Origin of the sequence: uncultured Marivita sp. (genome assembly GCF_947488135.1) — a bacterium.
Classification (GTDB): domain Bacteria; phylum Pseudomonadota; class Alphaproteobacteria; order Rhodobacterales; family Rhodobacteraceae; genus Marivita.
The window spans coordinates 252,189-268,965 of sequence record NZ_CANKYW010000002.1; the positions used below are offsets into that span (position 1 = coordinate 252,189).

Sequence of the window (16,777 nt, forward strand, 5' to 3'; positions counted from 1 at the left end):
GGCCGGGTTAATTCATTTTTCACCATGATCCCGGAAGGTCTCCGTCACGGTAAACGGAGGTCTGGATGAGTCTCGCCAACAAGCTGGCCGAGGAACGCCGCGCGCGTCTGGCGGCGGAACGTCTGCTTGAACTCAAACAGGCCGAGCTATTTGCCGCCAACCGCAAGCTGGGCACCCATGCGCAACAGCTGAGCAATGAAATCGTCGAAACCCGCGCCGAGGTGGCGATGGTACGCGGCGAAAACCAGCGCGTGAAAACCGAACTGGGCGTCGCCCACGAAAAGATCCAGATCGCGGAGCGCCGCCTGTGGCATTCGATCGAGACCATTCAGGACGGGTTTGCGTTTTTCGACGCAGACAACCGCATGATCGCCGCCAACCGCGCCTACTTGGCTGTGTTCGAGGATCTCAAAGAGGTGCAACCCGGCATCACCTACCCCCGCATTCTTCAGCTTCTGACCGAGGAGGGGATCGTCAATATCGGTTCCGAATGCCCCGCCGACTGGCGCGCGCGGATGCAGGATCGCTGGCAACAGGACGATCCGCAACCGATGGAGATCCAGCTGTGGAACGGCGAACACGTGCGCATCTTCGACCGTCGCGGCCCGTCTGGCGACGTGGTGAGCCTTGCGCTGAACATCACTGAAAGCGTGCGGTACGAAGAACAACTGCACGACGCCCGAGAACGCGCCGAAGCGGCGAACCGCGCCAAATCGGCCTTTCTTGCCAATATGAGCCACGAGATCAGAACCCCGATGAACGGCGTGGTCGGGATGGCCGATCTGCTGATCGAAACCGATCTGGATAGCGAACAGCGATTGTTCGTGGATACGATCAAACACTCGGGCGAGGCGCTTCTGGTCATCATCAACGACGTTCTGGATTACTCGAAGATCGACGCAGATAAGTTGGTCCTGCATCCCGAACCGTTCGACCTTGAACAGACCCTGCACGAAGTGGTTCTGCTCTTGCAGCCCAGCGCGCGCGCCAAGGGGCTGACGCTCAAAATCGACTACGACATCTTGCAACCCACGCGCTTTGTCGCCGATCCGGGACGCATCCGGCAGATCGTCACCAATCTGATGGGCAACGCCGTCAAGTTCACGCTGGAGGGTCATGTGCTGTTGCGGGTTGTCGGGGATCGGATCGCGGACGACCAAATCAGCCTGACCATCACTGTCGAAGACACCGGAATCGGCATTGCGCCGGATAAGGTCGACCACGTGTTCGGCGAATTCAATCAAGTCGAAGACGACCGCAATCGTCAATTCGAAGGCACCGGACTTGGCCTTGCCATCACCAAGAGGTTGGTCGAACTGATGGGGGGTCAGGTTTGGGTGGAGTCGCAAGAGGGCGTCGGAAGCTGCTTTGGGTTCAGCGTAAACCTTCCGCTTGATCTGACAAACGAAGACCCAGTGCCGAAGCTTGATCCGGCGTTGCAGCGGATTCTGGTGATCGACGAAACAGACAAGGGCGACACCACCCCGCTGATCAACCAGATCAGCGCGCTGGGCGGCAGACCGGTTTTGTGCAGCGACCCGAACAGGCTGACGCCCGAAACGGTGGCAGGGGCCAATCTCGTGGTGATCGGCCTCGACCCGGACGGTCCTGCGTTTCCATCTTTCGTCGATGCCCTCCGGTCTCTGGCACCCGACGCCCCGATCCTGTCGCTGTCGCACGATCCGAAACGGGTTGCCGAGGCAGGGCTGGCCCACGCCATCACCCTGCAACGACCCTACGCCCGCACCGCATTGCTTGACGCCATCACAAAGGCCGCCGTTCACCGGGCGCCGTCAAAGCAATCGCCAGATGCGGTGTCTTCCGGTATTCCCAAAGTGTTATTGGCCGAGGACAACCGCACGAACCAGCTTGTCTTTCGCAAGATGATCGGGAAGTTGGATATCGACCTTACGATTGCGAACAATGGCTTCGAGGCGGTCTCTGCGTTCGAGACAGACCACCCCGACGTGATCTTCATGGACATTTCCATGCCCGGAATGGACGGGAAAGAGGCGACAGCCCGCATTCGCGCGTTGGAGGGCAAAGGCGCGCAAATTCCGATCATTGCCGTGACGGCCCACGCGATGGAGGGAGATCGCGACATGATCCTTGCGGCCGGATTGACGGATTACCTCACCAAACCGTTGCGCAAAGAGGCGCTTCTGGAAAAGCTCGAACTCTACTGTCCGCGCTGTCAGCTGGCGTCGTAGGGACGGACGAATACCGGTTTGTCCGGCTCTGACAGGTCTTCCCGGTAGGCGTAACCGCCGAGGTCGAAATCCAGAATACTCGCCGGATCGGTCAGCCGGTTTTGAATCACGAACCGCGCCATCGCGCCGCGCGCTTTTTTGGCGAAGAAGCTGACGATCTTGGGGCCTTTGCCGTCGCCCTTGTCCTCCATGAAGGCGGGGGTGACGATGCGCAGGCCCAGCGCCTTGGGCGGGACCGCGCCGAAATATTCCTGGCTTGCACAGTTGATCAGCGTGTCGCTGTCCACCTCTGCCGCCTGCGTTTTGAGCTCCTTCGCGATCTGGTCGCGCCAGTAGTCGTACAGGTTGCCGCCGCGCCGGGTTTTCAACCGGCTGCCCATCTCAAGCCGGTAGGCCTGGATGCCATCCAAAGGACGCAGCACGCCGTAGAGACCGGACAGGATGCGCAGGTGATCCTGCGCCCAGCGCAATTCATCCGCGTCCAGCGTCTCGGCTTCGAGCCCCTGGTAGGTGTCCCCTGCAAAGGCCAAAGCGGCAGGGCGCAGATCGTCCGATGCAGGTGCCTCATCAAAGTCGCGAAAGCGGTCGCGGTTGAGTTTGGCCAGATCGTCGCTTAGGTCCATCAGGGACTTGAGGTTGCCCAGCGTCAGGTTGCGCGCGGTCTTTGCGAGGCGATTGGCGTCGTCCTGAAACACCGGTTCCGTCATCGTCACGTCACGCTCGGACCAGTCCAGACGTTTGGCCGGGGAAATCACGACGAGCATGGCAGCACCTTTGTTGTCTTTGCGGTTCCCGGTGATCTAGTCCGCGTTGCGCAGAACGTCCAGAAAGGTGTCGGCAAAGCGGTCGGCGCGCCGGTCGCCGATGATACGCGCGATCCCGCTGGCATCGCGCGGTTTGTTCTGGGCAAGCTTGGCCAATTGCCCGGCTTCACAGGACATCGGTTTGAGCGTGCCACAACCCCCGCGTACCAGTTGCGCCTGCGCTTCGAGCAATGCGTCATAGAGGCCGCCGGCACCACGGCTCGCCAGCTTGCGCCGGGCAGGATGCGCCTCGGGCACGTCGCCAGCGATCACTTCGAGAAAGGCCCGCCCGTAGCGTTCAAGCTTCTTGGCCCCGACGCCATTGATGCGCGCCATGTCGTCAAGCGTTGCGGGCCGGGTTTCGGCCATCTCGATCAGCGTCTTGTCGGGGAAGATGACGTAGGCCGGGACCGATTGTTCCTCTGCCAGCGCGCGGCGTTTGGCCTTGAGCGCAGAGAGCAGCGGCGCGTCTTCGTCGCTGACCAGTGTGCGGACCTGCGGGCGGCGTTCGCTGGCCGCCTCGATGCTGTCGCGGCGCAGGTTGATCGACGCCTCGCCCCGCAGAATCGGGCGGGCGGCGTCTGTCATCACCAACGCACCGTGGCGTTCGGAATCCGGGCGCATCAGATCGTGCCCCATCATCTGTCGGAACACCGCCTGCCATTCGCCGCGTTTCAGATCCTTGCCGACGCCAAATGTCGGAAGCTGGTCGTGATTGCGCGCCAGCACCTTCTCGGTCTTGGTGCCCAGCAGAATGTCGATCAGGTGCCCGGCGCCAAAGCTTTCGCCGGTGCGCAGGGCGGCAGACAGCGCCTTGCGCACCGCTTCGGTGCCGTCGAAAACCTCGGCCGGTTTGTCGCACAGATCGCAATTGCCGCAGGTGATGTCACTTTCGCCGAAATAGCCAAGCAAAGTCTTGCGACGGCATTCCTGCGCCTCGGCCAAACCCAGAAGCGCATTGAGCCTGCCGTGATCGGCATGGCGGCGTTCGGGGGGCGCGTTGCCTTCGTCGATCTGCGAGCGGCGCAGGCGGATGTCGTCGGAACCATAGAGCGTCATGGTTTCGGCAGGCGCGCCATCGCGGCCGGCGCGGCCGATTTCCTGGTAATAGGCTTCGATGGATTTGGGCAGGTCGGCATGGGCGACCCAGCGGATGTCGGGTTTGTCGACCCCCATGCCGAAAGCAACCGTGGCGACCACGATCAAGCCGTCTTCGGTGGCAAAGCGCGACTCAACGCTGCGGCGTGCGTCGGGGTCCATGCCGCCGTGATAGAAACAGGCGGTGTGCCCTTCGGCATTGAGAGCCTGCGCCAGTGTTTCCGTCTTGGCACGGGTGCCACAGTAGATGATGCCGGACTGGTCCTTGCGGGCGGCGGCGAATTGCAGGATTTGGTCGCGCGGCTTGTTCTTTGGGGCGAACATCAGGTGGATGTTGGGCCGGTCGAACCCGCGCAGGAAGGTCGTGGGCGGGTGGTCATCGAAGAGGCGATTGACGATCTCTTCCTGCGTCTCAGAGTCTGCCGTCGCGGTGAAAGCGGCAAGCGGTACATCAAGGGCGCGGCGCAACTCGCCGATGCGCAGGTAATCGGGGCGGAAATCGTGGCCCCACTGGCTGACGCAATGGGCTTCGTCCACGGCAATCAGCGACACACCTGCCTGTTGCAGCATCCGCTGCGTGCCGCCCGAGGCAAGGCGTTCCGGGGCAAGGTACAGAAGCTTCAGGTCGCCGGAATGAAGCATATCCCAGATGGCGTCGTTTTCTTCGTCCGTATTGGCCGAGGTCAGCGCGCCCGCATTGACACCCGCTTCGCGCAGGCCGCGCACCTGATCGCGCATGAGCGCGATGAGCGGGGAAATGACGACCGTAACACCGTGACGGACCAATGCAGGAAGCTGGAAACAGAGCGATTTGCCGCCACCCGTCGGCATGATGGCCAGCACATTGTCGCCTTGCGCCACGGCATCGACGATCTCGGACTGGCCGGGACGAAAGCTGTCGAATCCAAAGACATCCCGCAGAATTGTATCTGCGTCGGATAGATCGCGGGGCATGGGTGACCTGTCAGGTTCTTACTATATCTGCTCTTAACCTGACAGTCTCATACTAAGGATGCGTGAACAAGCCTTAGCCGCGTCAGAAGCTGTAGAACCAGCCCGCGTTGTTCGTCAGCACGATACGGATGATGTAGATGCCGATGAGCGCCACCAGTGGGGCGAGGTCGATGCCGCCCATCGGGGGCAGAACTCGGCGGAGGCGGGAATACATCGGTTCGAGGATGCGGTTCAGCGCGTCCCAGATCTGGGCGACGATGGGCTGACGCAGGTTCAGGACCTGGAAATTGATCAGCCAGCTCATGATGACGTGGGCGATGATGAAGAACCACACCACATCGAGAAGCAGCATGAGGATCTGGTAGAGCGATTGCATCGAACGAACTTCCTTTGGCCAAGATTGCCCAAGAGGTAGGCGCAAGCGACGCAGAGAACAAGTGACGGCTGGTTGCCGCGAGGTCGCGGTTGACGTGATCGCTTGTCAGGTCAACTAAGCACGAAACGGCAGGAGTGTTCCGGTGTATCCCTTTATCCGCATGGCCCATGGCATTTGGAAAGCGCGCAAGGCGCCAAAGCTGGGTCCGTTTGGCACCTATGTGTCACAGCACCGCTGCTGGCCGTGGGACATCGACATGTGGATGGAGCTCAACAACGGGCGGACGCTGACGCTTTATGACCTTGGGCGGATTCCTCTGGCTCAGGTCACCGGATTGATCGGGATGATCCGCAAGGAGCGCTGGGGACTGACGATGGCGGGTGTCGTTGTCCGGTACCGTCGCCGCATCCGCACATTCGAGCGTTTCGAGATGCGCAGCCGGATGCTGTGCTGGGATGCGCGGTTCATCTATATCGAACAGTCGATGTGGAAGCAGAACGGCGAATGCGCGAACCATGCGGTGTACCGATCTGCCGTGACCGATCGCAACGGCATCGTGCCGACCGAGCGCGTAGTCGCCGCGATGGGGCTGGCGGAAACGCCGTCGCCGGAGATGCCCGATTGGGTGGCAAAATGGCTCGAGGCCGAGGATATGCGTCCCTGGCCCCCGATGCAGGACGCGGCCTAGGCGATACGGCGCTTGCCGGGTGCGCTTTTCGCACCCATAACCCCGAAAAGGGGTGTTGGCATGGCGGACGTGACATTGCGGAAACGGATCTGGGGCTGGTTCTTTTTCGACTGGGCCAGTCAGCCCTATAACACGCTTCTGATCACGTTTATCTTTGCGCCCTACATCAAGGAATTGATGGGCGATGGCACCGCCGCGCAATCAGCCTGGGGGTTCGGCATCGGTGCTGCGGGCATCGTGATCGCATTACTGGCCCCGGTGCTTGGTGCGCTGGCGGATACCGGGGGCAATCGGCTCCGCTGGATTTGGTTGTTTTCGGTGATGTACGTGGTCGGTGCGGGTGGGCTTTGGCTGGCCGCGCCCGGAGATTACAGCCTTGTCCTGATCCTGACATTCTTTGCCATCGGCATGATCGGGATGGAGTTCGCGACCACCTTTACCAATTCGATGCTGCCCGATCTGGGCACCCGCGAAGAGATCGGACGCATCTCCGGCAACGGCTGGGCTTTCGGCTATGTCGGGGGGTTGGTGGCGTTGGTCATCATGCTGCTGTTCTTTGCCGACAATGCCGAGACGGGGCGCACCCTGATCGGGTTGGAGCCTGCCTTCGGGCTGGATGCGGAGGCGCGCGAAGGCACGCGGTTTGTCGGGCCGCTGACGGCGATCTGGTTCATCGTGTTCATGGTGCCGTTCTTCCTCTTCGTGCGCGACCCGAAGGCGCATCCTGCCCCCAAAGGCGCGGTGAGGCTGGCGTTACGGGATTTGGTCAACACGCTGCGCCGCTTGCCGCAAGAGCGGTCACTGTTTGCCTACCTCGGATCGGCAATGTTCTACCGCGATGCACTCAACGGGATGTACGCGTTCGGCGGCATCTACGCGGCGGGTGTGCTTGGGTGGAGTGTGCAGAATGTCGGGATTTTCGGCATTGTCGCCATCATCGCGGGCGCAGTGGCGGCCTGGGGGGGCGGCATGGCGGATTCCCGCTTTGGGCCCAAGCCGGTGATCGCGGTGTGTATTGTGGTCCTGACGGCGGTGGGAGTGTCCATCGTCCTGATTTCGCGAGAGACCATGTTCGGCGTGTCACTGGCCGAAGGGTCCAGCCTTCCCGACATCGCGTTCTACATCATCGGCGCGGTGATCGGCGCGGCAGGTGGTGTGCTGCAATCGGCAAGCCGCACGATGATGGTGCGACAGGCGAACCCGGAGCGTATGACCGAAGCGTTCGGTCTCTACGCGCTTTCGGGGAAAGCGACCAGTTTCCTGGCACCTCTGCTGATCGGAGTGACGACATATCTTACCGGTTCACAGCAATTGGGGGTCAGCCCGGTGATAGGGCTTTTCCTGATCGGGCTTGTGTTGTTAGTCTGGGTCAAACCAAACGGGCAGTGGGCAGTGGCATGAAACGGTTTTCCATAGGACTTGCACTTGCGGTTTTCCTGAGTGCCTGCGGAAGCGGTGACGCGCCGCGCAGCGCGCAAACGAATGCGGCAGAGGCGCCTCGCGTGACGGGCGTTCTGAGCACGCGCCAGGCGAAACAGCTGTTCGGCGGAATGGATGTCGGCTCTCGGCAGTCGCCGGCAGCCTATGGCAGCTACTCCAAGGGGTGTGCCGCCGGTCAGGTGCAATTGCCGGAGACCGGCCCGACATGGCAAGCGATGCGGCTGTCGCGGAACCGGAACTGGGGCCTGCCGGTCACGGTGGATTTCCTGCAAGACCTGTCGCGCATCGCCGCGCGCGAACCCGGTTGGAACGGGCTGTATATCGGCGACATCAGTCAGCCGCGCGGTGGTCCGATGTTGACTGGGCATGCAAGCCATCAGATCGGGCTGGACGCGGATATCTGGATGCGCCCGACGGATCGGTTGAACCTCAGCCGAACTGAGCGTGAGAATATCTCGTCGATTTCCATGCGGCGTTCCAGTGGCGCGTTCACCAACGACCGATGGACCAAATCACACCACAACATCATCAAGGCAGCCGCCAGCGACCCGCGTGTCGCGCGGATCTTTGTCTTCCCGGGTGCCAAGGTCGCGATGTGCAACGCCGAGACCGGCGACCGCAGTTATCTGCGCAAGATCAGGCCGTGGTACGGGCATCATTACCACTTCCACGTGCGGCTGAACTGTCCGCGCGGCATGTCGGGCTGTGTCGATCAGGATCCGCCGCCACCGGGTGACGGCTGTGACGATGCACAGGCCTGGGTGAACAATATCCTCAACCCACCGCCGCCCGATCCCAATGCGCCTCCTCCAAGACCGCGCCGCGAATTGACGTTGGGCGACCTGCCCGCGCAATGCGCCGCCGTGCTGTCGTCGAACTGATACCGGTTTGACCCAGGACATGCCCTTGGCCCGGTTCCTGTCGTCCTATCACTGGACACAGGATCGGGAAGACTTTGGCGGCTATTCCGCCATCACGCTGGCACCCGATGGTGCAGGATTTGTCCTGTTGAGCGACCGTGCGCATGTGATCGAAGGCACAATTTTTCGCCATGAAGGCCGGATCATCGGGATCCGCAGCACCGAGATCGCACCGTTGGATTTCTCGGACGATCTGTTCGACAAGCCTCTGAAACGGGACACCGAGGGAATGGCGCGCGATAGCGCAGGGCGTTTGTACCTCGCTCTCGAAAACGCCAACCGCGTGATCCGACGCGAGAGCGATGGCAGCTGGGCGACCCTGCCGGCCTACCCTGCCATTGATGCCCTGCCGCCAAATCGAGGGCTCGAGGCATTGGCGATCGGACCGGACGACGCGGTCTATGCAATCCCGGAAGTGTCGGACGGATTGCAGGAGCCATTCCCGGTGTTCCGATATCGCGAAGGAGCGGGATGGGATCAGCCCATGTCGATCACGCGTAGCAATGGGTATCTGCCAACCGGGGCGGATATCGGGCCGGATGGTCGGCTTTACGTGTTGGAACGGGGCTTTGGCGGGTTCGGATTTTACAGCCGGGTGCGTCGGTTCGATCTGACAGGCGAGGATGACGCCGAAGGCGAGACACTTCTGACCAGCGCGACCCGGCGGCATGACAACCTCGAAGGGCTTGCGGTATGGCAAGCTGAGGACGGGTCGCTGCGCCTGACGATGGTGTCGGACGACAACTTCCAGTTTTTCCAGAAAACCGAAATCGTCGAATACGCTGTCAGCATTTGACTTGCCTGTGCCGAAGTGTCGCTTTAAGCGTCGCGCCATTCCCGTCCGTCGGGAATCAAGTCCCCGCAACCTTGGCAAAACGGGAGTCACAATGACCCGCGCTCATATCCCTGGCATCATCGCGATGGCGCTCATCGTGCTGGCGTCGAACATCCTTGTTCAATTCCTGTTCGGAAACTGGCTGACCTGGGGGGCGTTCACCTACCCGCTGGCCTTCCTTGTCACCGACCTCATGAACCGCCTCTACGGGCCGAGTGCCGCCCGCCAGGTGGTGTTTGCGGGCTTCATCGTTGGAGTGTTCTGTTCGCTTGTCGGCACCCAGATCCAAGGGGAGTTCGGTCCGTTGGTGACGTTCCGGATCGCGCTGGCGTCCGGGCTCGCGTTCCTGACAGCGCAGCTCATGGATGTTGCGATCTTCGACAAGATGCGTAGCGGTGTCTGGTGGCGCGCGCCTTTGGCCTCCACGCTGATCGGCGCGTCGATTGATACCGCGCTGTTCTTCAGCATCGCGTTCTCCGGCGCTTTGACCTTTATCGAGCCCGAAAATGATGTGTCCTGGGCAGGCGAGATGCTGCCGCTTCTGGGGGCCGGGCCGATTGTACCGCTCTGGGTGTCGTTGGCCGTCGCGGATTGGATGGTGAAAATCGCCTTGGCCTTGATCGCACTGATACCTTTTCGACTCATCGTGCTTCGATTTCGCGAAAACTCGGCGTTGACGTAAGAAAACTGTTGCACCGTGGGCAAACCCTGTCACGCTGAAGGTGCGTTTTATCAACAGCTGAAAGGAGGTGATCCAGTGTCGAGAGAGGTATTGGAGAGAGGTGTCGGAACAGTTCGAGAGGCACACATCTAGGGCAGCCCCTGGGTGATGAACCCATCGAATTGGTGTGGAACCTAACCGGACCCCACCTCCGTAAGTCTCGAAGGGTCGCCACATCGGCGACCCTTTTTGTATGCGCGCCGCCGCGCTATGTGGATGATCATGCTCAAGATTTCAGACAGCATCACGATCGAGGACTGGGAACTGACGGAACAGTTCATCCGGTCCTCCGGCCCGGGCGGTCAAAACGTCAACAAGGTGTCGACCGCCGTGGAACTGCGGTTCGAGGCCGAGCGGTCGCCGAACCTGCCCGGTCCAGTGAAGGCCCGGTTGCGCCGCATTGCGGGTCGGAAATGGACCAAAGAAGGTGCGCTGGTCTTGCAGGTGGACGAGACCCGATCACAGGCGCGCAACCGCGATATCGCGCGAGATCGTCTGAAAGAGATGATCGTGCAAGCGTTGCGCCCACCAAAGCGCCGCGTGCCAACGAAGCCGACTCTCGGGTCGAAAAAGCGGCGCTTGAAGGCGAAGAAAGTGCGCGGCGAGGTCAAGTCGCTGCGCGGACGGGTCGACCCAGACGGAACCTGACTTGTAGGGTCGAATTGGCGTTGCCAATCCGACCGGCTGGGGCTCTGCCCCAGACCCCGAGGTATTTGTAGCCCAAAGAAGCCCAGGCGGTCAGAAACGGTCAAGCAGGCGTTCGAGATACTCGAGTTCTTCTTCGGGGCGTTCACCGTCGCCCGAGCGGCGGCGTATTTCATCCAACAACTCGCGGGCGCGACGGTAAACGTCTTCCCCCTGCAAGAGGTTCTCGTCCGAGCCGATCTGCCCGTTGGAGCCGACATTGCGGCCCAGAGGATCGCGCTGCTGGCCGGGATCTGCGCCCTCGGCCATGCCCTGTTGGCCCTGACCCTGCTGCTGTTGCTGGGCCATCGCTTCGCCAAGGTTGCGCATGCCTTCGCGCAGCGCTTCCATCGCTTCGGACTGGTTGTCGATGGCACCTGCCAGATCGTTTTCGCGCAGCGCCTCTTCGGCACCTTCCATCGCTCCTTCGGCACGATCCAGAGCTTCGCGGGCGGCATCACCGGCCTCGGTACCCGCACCCGGCAGGTTTTGGGACTGGCGATTGAGTTCCTGCCGCAAGGCGCGCTGGCGGTCGGCGAGGCTTTCCTCAAGACTCTGACCCTGACCGTTCTGGCCTTGGCCCTCTTGCTGACCTTGGCCCTGACCCTGCTGCTGGCCGGGTTGTTGGCCCTGTCCTTGCTGCTGACCCTGGCCTTGTTGCTGACCGGGCTGTTGGCCCTGCTGGCCCTGTTGACCGGGGTTGAACTGCTCCTGCAAATCACGGAATGCCTGATCCGACAGGCCCTGCTGTTCCCGCAGTGTCTCGGCCAAACCCTCCATCGCCTGTTCGCCGGGCGATTGGCCCTGCTGGCCCTGACCTTGCGTGACCTGCATATTTTCCATCATCTGACGCAGCTGTTCGAGCGCTTCCTGCGCTTCGGCCATGCGGCCCTGCTCCATCAGTTCCTGGATGCGGTCCATCATTTCTTGCAGGTCGTTCTGACTCATCTCCATCATGTTCTGGTTCTGAGTCATTTCCTGATCGGGATTGTTCTGCTGGTCCTGCTGCGCCTGACGGGAGAGCTGGCGCAGGTAATCATCGGTCGCTTCCCGCAGCTCCTGCATCAGTTCCGCGATTTCCTGATCCGACGCGCCGTTGCGCATTGCTTCGGCCAAGCGGTCCTGCGCGCGTTGCAGCCGTTCAAGCGCATCCTCGAGATCACCCTCTTCGAAACGCAGCGCCAGATCCCACATGGCTTGCGCGATTTCCGCCTGTTGATCGTCGGTCATCGACACCTGGGACAGCGCTTCGACCCGGCGCATGATAGTGCGCATGCGGAGGAAGTCGGTGCTGGACCGGAAAACATCGTCCGGACGGTGCGAAATGGCGCGCATCAGCATCGCGATATCGCCCGCGTTTTCGCGATTCCACAGAAGCGACCGTCGCAGATCGATGATGGCGGATGCCATTGGATCGAAGAACCGCCGTCCGGGCAGGGAAATCACTTCACCCGCTGTCTCACCGATCTGATCCGCTTCGTCCGTGACCGTCAGGCTGATCGTCACCGGAAGGTTCGCCCAAGGATGTTCCGAGAAATTGTCGATCAGGGTTTCCGTAAACTCGGACCGATCACCGGCGATCGGCATGGGAAGCGGCACTTCGATTAGCGCGCGCGGTTCAGGATCGATGCGCAGGCCATAGCGGCGATCAACCTCGTCCAGCGCCAGTTCGATCCGGGCCATGCCTTCGGCGACGGCGTAATCGTCCTTCGCGGTGAACGGGATCTGCGCTTCGCCTTCGTAGCTGACCTCGATCTCGCCGTCGCGCATCACTTCGGGCGCCTGATCGGGTGTCGCGACAATATCCCACGCGCGACCGCCGGTGCCCGAAATCTCAAGCTCGCCGGATTGCGCGACGGTGAATTCCTGCGCGGTGTTGATGGAGGCCGCAATCAAGTCCTCTTCGGTGGCGGTCGGTGAGACGCTGCCCGAGACGGTTTCCGTCACGCTGAGCGCACCGACTTCGCCGTAAAACCGCAGAGTGATGCGGCTGCCTTCGGGCGTTTCCAACTGTGCCGTACGGATGTCGTTCAGGTAGATCGACGGCAACCCAGTGTAATGCGGAGGCTCCAGCCAGCCTTCCCAGGTTGGCCCGGACGCGAGGTCAGACCCGGTCGGACCCATCGCCGAAACGGTCTGCACGCGCAGGACCGAGCCAAAGATCGCGGCAACAAGAAAAGCCAGAACGGCCACATAGCGAAGCGCAAAAGGATCGGCCTTGGACACGCGCAGGTCCGGCTCGGCCGCTTTTGCGTCTTTCAGACGTGCCGCCATCCGCTTCTGGTGTGCATTCCATACGGCAAGCGAGGCGGGATCGTGCGCACCAATCGCCTGGCTGTCCATCGAGGCAAGGATCGGATTGCCCGGCAACGTCGCGTCCAACCGTGCCAAGGCGGCGGATTGCGACGGCCATGAAAACCTGCGGACGCCCCTGACGAGCGCCCAGAGACCCGTCAGCGCCGATACGCCAAGAACGGTCCACACCACTTCGACAGGCACATAATCCTGCAAACCCAGCATCAGGAAGGCGAGAACCGCGAACAGAACCGACCAAAGCGGCCAGAAGGACCGCACAGCGGATTCCGCAGCCATCCCCAGACGCGTCAGCAAAAGGGGCCGACGCAACGCGGCGTCGATTTCGGCAGGCAAGTGATCCCGTGCGGACATTCCGATCTCCCGGTCAGCTGACCGCAAGCGAAAACCTCACAGCCATGGGGGGATGGTATCTCGGTTTATGATTTCGTCAAAGTCCGGGCGCTTGCGGATGACAGCGAATTGATCGCCCTTTGCCAAAACTTCGGGCACAAGCGGGCGCGTGTTGTATTCACTGGACATCACCGCGCCGTAAGCTCCGGCTGATCTGAACGCCACGAGGTCTCCGGCCTGAAGCGGCGGCATCATGCGATTCTTGGCAAAGGTGTCACCCGATTCACAGACAGGACCGACGATGTCGAAGGGTTGCTGCTCCACGCCGGGGGCCGCTTCGACCACCGGGACAATATCGTGATAAGCGTCGTACATCGCGGGTCGGATCAGGTCGTTCATCGCGCTGTCGAGGATCAGAAACTGACGCCCCTCACCCTGCTTCACATAGATGACCCGGCTGACCAGGATCCCGGCATTTCCGGCGATGAGCCGACCCGGCTCGATCTCGATCTCGCAGCCCAGATGGCCCACGGTGCGTTTGATCAAGGCGCCATAGTCCTGTGGCAGCGGCGGGGCTTCATTGCTGCGCGCGTAAGGAATACCCAGCCCACCGCCCAGATCAAGCCGCTTGATCGTGTGCCCATCAGCGCGCAACTGCTCGGTCAACTCCGCCACCTTGCGGTATGCCAGTTCATAGGGCTCCAGATCGGTCAACTGCGATCCGATATGCACGTCGATCCCGATCACTTCGATCCCCGGCAGCGCCGCCGCCTCGGCGTAAACGGCGCGCGCCTTCGAAATCGGGATCCCGAACTTGTTCTCGGATTTCCCGGTCGCAATCTTGGCGTGCGTCTTGGCGTCGACATCCGGATTCACACGCACAGTGATCGGCGCGGTCTTGCCGAGCGCGGTGGCAACTTCGGAGATAACCCGCATTTCGGGTTCGCTTTCGACGTTGAACTGGCGAATGCCCCCTTCCAGGGCCTGACGAATCTCGGCCCGGGTTTTGCCAACGCCGGAAAAGACGATACGATCGCCTGAAACGCCCGCTGCCTTGGCGCGCGCGTATTCACCCCCGGACACCACGTCCATCCCGGCCCCCAGATCAGCCAGGGTCTTGAGGATCGCCTGGTTCGAAGCCGCCTTCATCGCGTAGCAGACCATGTGGTCCATGCCGTCCAGGGCTTGGTCAAAAAGCTGGAAGTGGCGAGTCAGCGTTGCGGTGGAATAAAGGTAAAACGGCGTGCCAACCGAGGCAGCGATGTCGGACACGGGAACGTCCTCGGCGTAGAGTTCACCGTTACGATAAAGAAAATGATCCACAATCGCCTCCAGATCAGACCGCGCCGCAGTAGCGCAGCCGATAGATTGGCGCCACCCCCTGCTTCTTCTTTTCACAAATATGCGGACGCGACTTTGCCTTGTTCCCGTGTTCGTCAATTGGTTGACCTGACCCACCTGGCGCCAATCCGGAGCGAAGCGGAGATTACCTGAGCGGGCCACAGGCCCGCACGATATGATCAGGTGACAGGTCTGGACCGTAGAAAGAGGTACAGCGGCAGACCGCAGCTGACGCCTATGCAGTAGGTCGCGGGAATGGCGATCAGGGCCGTCCAGTTCCGGCGCACGGCCACTTCGGCGATGATCCAGATGGTCAGCGATACGGCAGCGATGGTCAGGTCCCAAGTCAAACCGGTGGTCGCGTCATTGACGTACCATGCGTCGATCATCGCGCTCAGGCTCCAGCCGTTTTCCTGGAACCAGGACAGAAAGTAATACATCGGGTGTATCGCGCCCCAGATGGCAAGGGCGAGGTATATCCAGCGCATCGGGGGCATCAGAAACTGCCTCCGATCGTCACGGGCCCAGAGCTGACGCTCACCCCCGTCGATGTGTGAACACCTCCGGACCCGACCGACACGGTCGTGGCGACCGAGGGCGTCAAGGGTGGCCCGTCCGCACCGCAGGCCGCCAGGGCGAAAACCGCGAGGACAAGCGCGCTCCGGATCATTCCAACACCTCTTTCCATCGGGCGATCTGCTCGCGGACACGCACGGGCGCGGTGCCGCCATAACTGGTGCGGCTGGCGACAGAATTGTGAACGCCCAGAACCTCGAATACATCCGCGGTGATATCCGCATGGACCGATTGCATGTCTTGCAGCGTCAAATCCGGCAAATCGCATCCTTTCCGTTCGGCCATCGCCACCAGAGACCCGGTGACATGATGCGCCTCGCGGAAAGGTAGGTCGAGCGTGCGCACAAGCCAATCCGCCAGATCGGTCGCGGTGGAAAACCCGGCAGAGGCAGCGGCTTCGAGATTGGCGCGATTGGCGGTCATGTCCTTGACCATGCCCTCCATCGCAGCGAGCGCCAGCATCCAGTTGTCGGCGGCATCGAAGACCTGTTCCTTGTCTTCCTGCATGTCCTTGGAATAGGCGAGCGGGAGACCCTTCATCACCATCATCAGCGCAACATTCGCCCCAAAGATGCGCCCGATCTTGGCGCGGATCAGCTCTGCCGCATCGGGGTTCTTTTTCTGTGGCATGATCGACGATCCGGTCGAGAACCGGTCGGACAGGGTCACAAAACGGAATTGCGCCGAGGACCAGATCACCAGCTCTTCGGCAAAGCGGCTGAGGTGCATGGCGCTGATGCTGGCCACGCTCAGGAACTCCAAGGCGAAGTCCCGATCGCTGACGGCGTCGAGGCTGTTGGCCATCGGCCGATCAAAACCCAGCGCCTGTGCCGTCATATCCCGGTCGATGGGAAATGACGTGCCTGCCAGCGCGGCTGCCCCAAGCGGAGACTCGTTCATACGTTTGCGCGCGTCCTGAACGCGGGACAGATCGCGTGCGAACATTTCCACGTATGCCATCATGTGATGGCCCCACGTCACCGGCTGCGCCGTCTGAAGATGGGTGAAGCCCGGCATGACCCAGTCCGCCCCGGCTTCGGCCTGCGCCACCAAAGCGCTGATGAGGGCTGTCAGGCCCGAAGACGCCGCATCGAGCTGATCTCGCACCCAGAGCCGGAAATCCGTCGCGACCTGATCGTTGCGTGACCGACCGGTGTGCAACCGCCCCGCCGGTTCGCCGATGATCCCTTTCAGACGCGCTTCCACATTCATGTGAATGTCTTCAAGAGCCGTCGAGAACGCGAAGTCGCCTGTTTCAATCTCTGACAAAACGGTGAGCAAGCCTTCCCGCATCGCCTCGGCATCGCTAGGTGTAACAATGCCTTGCGCGGCGAGCATCGCGGCGTGGGCCCTTGAACCGGCGATGTCCTGTGCTGCCATACGTTTGTCGAACCCGATCGAGGCGTTGATCGCCTCCATGATCGCATCGGGACCGGCGGCGAACCGGCCGCCCCACATCTGGTTCGAGGATTTGTCGGACATGGT

At 61.5% G+C, this 16,777-nt stretch carries 15 protein-coding genes; 7 read left to right on the forward strand and 8 right to left on the reverse strand.

Annotated elements, in window-relative coordinates; all coding sequences use genetic code 11:
• Positions 1–65: 65 nt before the first annotated feature.
• The gene (locus Q1B16_RS08395; protein ID WP_299786547.1) at positions 66–2,210 is read left to right on the forward strand and encodes an ATP-binding protein; all 2,145 of its coding nucleotides are present in this window, start codon (positions 66–68) and stop codon (positions 2,208–2,210) included.
• Here Q1B16_RS08395 and yaaA read toward each other — a convergent pair.
• The 3 genes from yaaA to Q1B16_RS08410 form a co-directional block, all read right to left on the reverse strand.
• On the reverse strand, positions 2,195–2,974 hold the full coding sequence (yaaA, locus tag Q1B16_RS08400; RefSeq protein ID WP_299786549.1) for a peroxide stress protein YaaA: 780 nt from the start codon (positions 2,972–2,974) through the stop codon (positions 2,195–2,197). The two genes, Q1B16_RS08395 and yaaA, sit on opposite strands and share 16 nt — an antisense overlap.
• A gap of 36 nt (positions 2,975–3,010) precedes the next feature.
• The gene (gene recQ / locus Q1B16_RS08405; RefSeq protein WP_299786551.1) at positions 3,011–5,065 is read right to left on the reverse strand and encodes a DNA helicase RecQ; all 2,055 of its coding nucleotides are present in this window, start codon (positions 5,063–5,065) and stop codon (positions 3,011–3,013) included.
• Positions 5,066–5,147: 82 nt separating this feature from the next.
• Positions 5,148–5,441 (reverse strand): YggT family protein, encoded by a 294-nt coding sequence (locus Q1B16_RS08410; RefSeq protein ID WP_299786553.1) that lies wholly within the window; start codon positions 5,439–5,441, stop codon positions 5,148–5,150.
• Positions 5,442–5,583: 142 nt separating this feature from the next.
• On the opposite strand from Q1B16_RS08410, the gene Q1B16_RS08415 reads away from it, so the two are divergent.
• From Q1B16_RS08415 to arfB, 6 genes are all read left to right on the forward strand, one after another.
• Positions 5,584–6,129 (forward strand): thioesterase family protein, encoded by a 546-nt coding sequence (locus tag Q1B16_RS08415; protein ID WP_299786555.1) that lies wholly within the window; start codon positions 5,584–5,586, stop codon positions 6,127–6,129.
• 60 nt (positions 6,130–6,189) lie between these two features.
• Entirely contained in the window at positions 6,190–7,530 is a 1,341-nt protein-coding gene (locus tag Q1B16_RS08420) for an MFS transporter (protein ID WP_299786557.1), read from the forward strand.
• Positions 7,527–8,450, forward strand: a complete 924-nt coding sequence (mepA, locus tag Q1B16_RS08425) for a penicillin-insensitive murein endopeptidase (RefSeq protein WP_299786559.1) — start codon at positions 7,527–7,529, stop codon at positions 8,448–8,450. The genes Q1B16_RS08420 and mepA overlap by 4 nt, the downstream gene beginning before the upstream one ends.
• Before the next feature lie 7 nt (positions 8,451–8,457).
• A complete protein-coding gene (locus tag Q1B16_RS08430; RefSeq protein WP_299786561.1) occupies positions 8,458–9,285 on the forward strand; it encodes an esterase-like activity of phytase family protein in 828 nt (275 codons plus the stop codon).
• 91 nt (positions 9,286–9,376) lie between these two features.
• A complete protein-coding gene (locus Q1B16_RS08435) occupies positions 9,377–10,006 on the forward strand; it encodes a queuosine precursor transporter (RefSeq protein WP_299786563.1) in 630 nt (209 codons plus the stop codon).
• A 261-nt stretch (positions 10,007–10,267) separates the two neighbouring features.
• Complete coding sequence (gene arfB / locus Q1B16_RS08440) at positions 10,268–10,693, forward strand: alternative ribosome rescue aminoacyl-tRNA hydrolase ArfB (RefSeq protein ID WP_299786565.1); 426 nt, start codon at positions 10,268–10,270, stop codon at positions 10,691–10,693.
• Between the two features lie 90 nt (positions 10,694–10,783).
• Here arfB and Q1B16_RS08445 read toward each other — a convergent pair whose 3' ends face one another.
• From Q1B16_RS08445 to argH, 5 genes are all read right to left on the reverse strand, one after another.
• Positions 10,784–13,396, reverse strand: a complete 2,613-nt coding sequence (locus Q1B16_RS08445) for a TIGR02302 family protein (RefSeq protein WP_299786567.1) — start codon at positions 13,394–13,396, stop codon at positions 10,784–10,786.
• A 36-nt stretch (positions 13,397–13,432) separates the two neighbouring features.
• Positions 13,433–14,698, reverse strand: coding sequence for a diaminopimelate decarboxylase (gene lysA, locus Q1B16_RS08450; RefSeq protein WP_299786569.1), 1,266 nt, complete (start codon positions 14,696–14,698; stop codon positions 13,433–13,435).
• 197 nt (positions 14,699–14,895) lie between these two features.
• Positions 14,896–15,213: a DUF2834 domain-containing protein gene (locus Q1B16_RS08455; protein ID WP_299786571.1), complete on the reverse strand. Its 318-nt coding sequence runs from the start codon at positions 15,211–15,213 to the stop codon at positions 14,896–14,898.
• Positions 15,213–15,386 (reverse strand): hypothetical protein, encoded by a 174-nt coding sequence (locus Q1B16_RS08460; RefSeq protein WP_299786573.1) that lies wholly within the window; start codon positions 15,384–15,386, stop codon positions 15,213–15,215. Before Q1B16_RS08460 ends, Q1B16_RS08455 begins: the two co-directional genes overlap by 1 nt.
• Positions 15,383–16,774: an argininosuccinate lyase gene (argH, locus tag Q1B16_RS08465; protein ID WP_299786575.1), complete on the reverse strand. Its 1,392-nt coding sequence runs from the start codon at positions 16,772–16,774 to the stop codon at positions 15,383–15,385. The genes Q1B16_RS08460 and argH overlap by 4 nt, the downstream gene beginning before the upstream one ends.
• Positions 16,775–16,777 lie beyond the last annotated feature (3 nt).

Bases quoted from the DNA above. Each gene is read 5' to 3' on its own strand.
- Q1B16_RS08395 (WP_299786547.1), top strand. From the start codon at position 66: ATGAGTCTCGCCAACAAGCTGGCCGAGGAACGCCGCGCGCGTCTGGCG.
- yaaA (WP_299786549.1), bottom strand. From the start codon at position 2,974: ATGCTCGTCGTGATTTCCCCGGCCAAACGTCTGGACTGGTCCGAGCGT.
- recQ (WP_299786551.1), bottom strand. From the start codon at position 5,065: ATGCCCCGCGATCTATCCGACGCAGATACAATTCTGCGGGATGTCTTT.
- Q1B16_RS08410 (WP_299786553.1), bottom strand. From the start codon at position 5,441: ATGCAATCGCTCTACCAGATCCTCATGCTGCTTCTCGATGTGGTGTGG.
- Q1B16_RS08420 (WP_299786557.1), top strand. From the start codon at position 6,190: ATGGCGGACGTGACATTGCGGAAACGGATCTGGGGCTGGTTCTTTTTC.
- mepA (WP_299786559.1), top strand. From the start codon at position 7,527: ATGAAACGGTTTTCCATAGGACTTGCACTTGCGGTTTTCCTGAGTGCC.
- Q1B16_RS08435 (WP_299786563.1), top strand. From the start codon at position 9,377: ATGACCCGCGCTCATATCCCTGGCATCATCGCGATGGCGCTCATCGTG.
- arfB (WP_299786565.1), top strand. From the start codon at position 10,268: ATGCTCAAGATTTCAGACAGCATCACGATCGAGGACTGGGAACTGACG.
- Q1B16_RS08445 (WP_299786567.1), bottom strand. From the start codon at position 13,396: ATGTCCGCACGGGATCACTTGCCTGCCGAAATCGACGCCGCGTTGCGT.
- Q1B16_RS08455 (WP_299786571.1), bottom strand. From the start codon at position 15,213: ATGCCCCCGATGCGCTGGATATACCTCGCCCTTGCCATCTGGGGCGCG.
- Q1B16_RS08460 (WP_299786573.1), bottom strand. From the start codon at position 15,386: ATGATCCGGAGCGCGCTTGTCCTCGCGGTTTTCGCCCTGGCGGCCTGC.
- argH (WP_299786575.1), bottom strand. From the start codon at position 16,774: ATGTCCGACAAATCCTCGAACCAGATGTGGGGCGGCCGGTTCGCCGCC.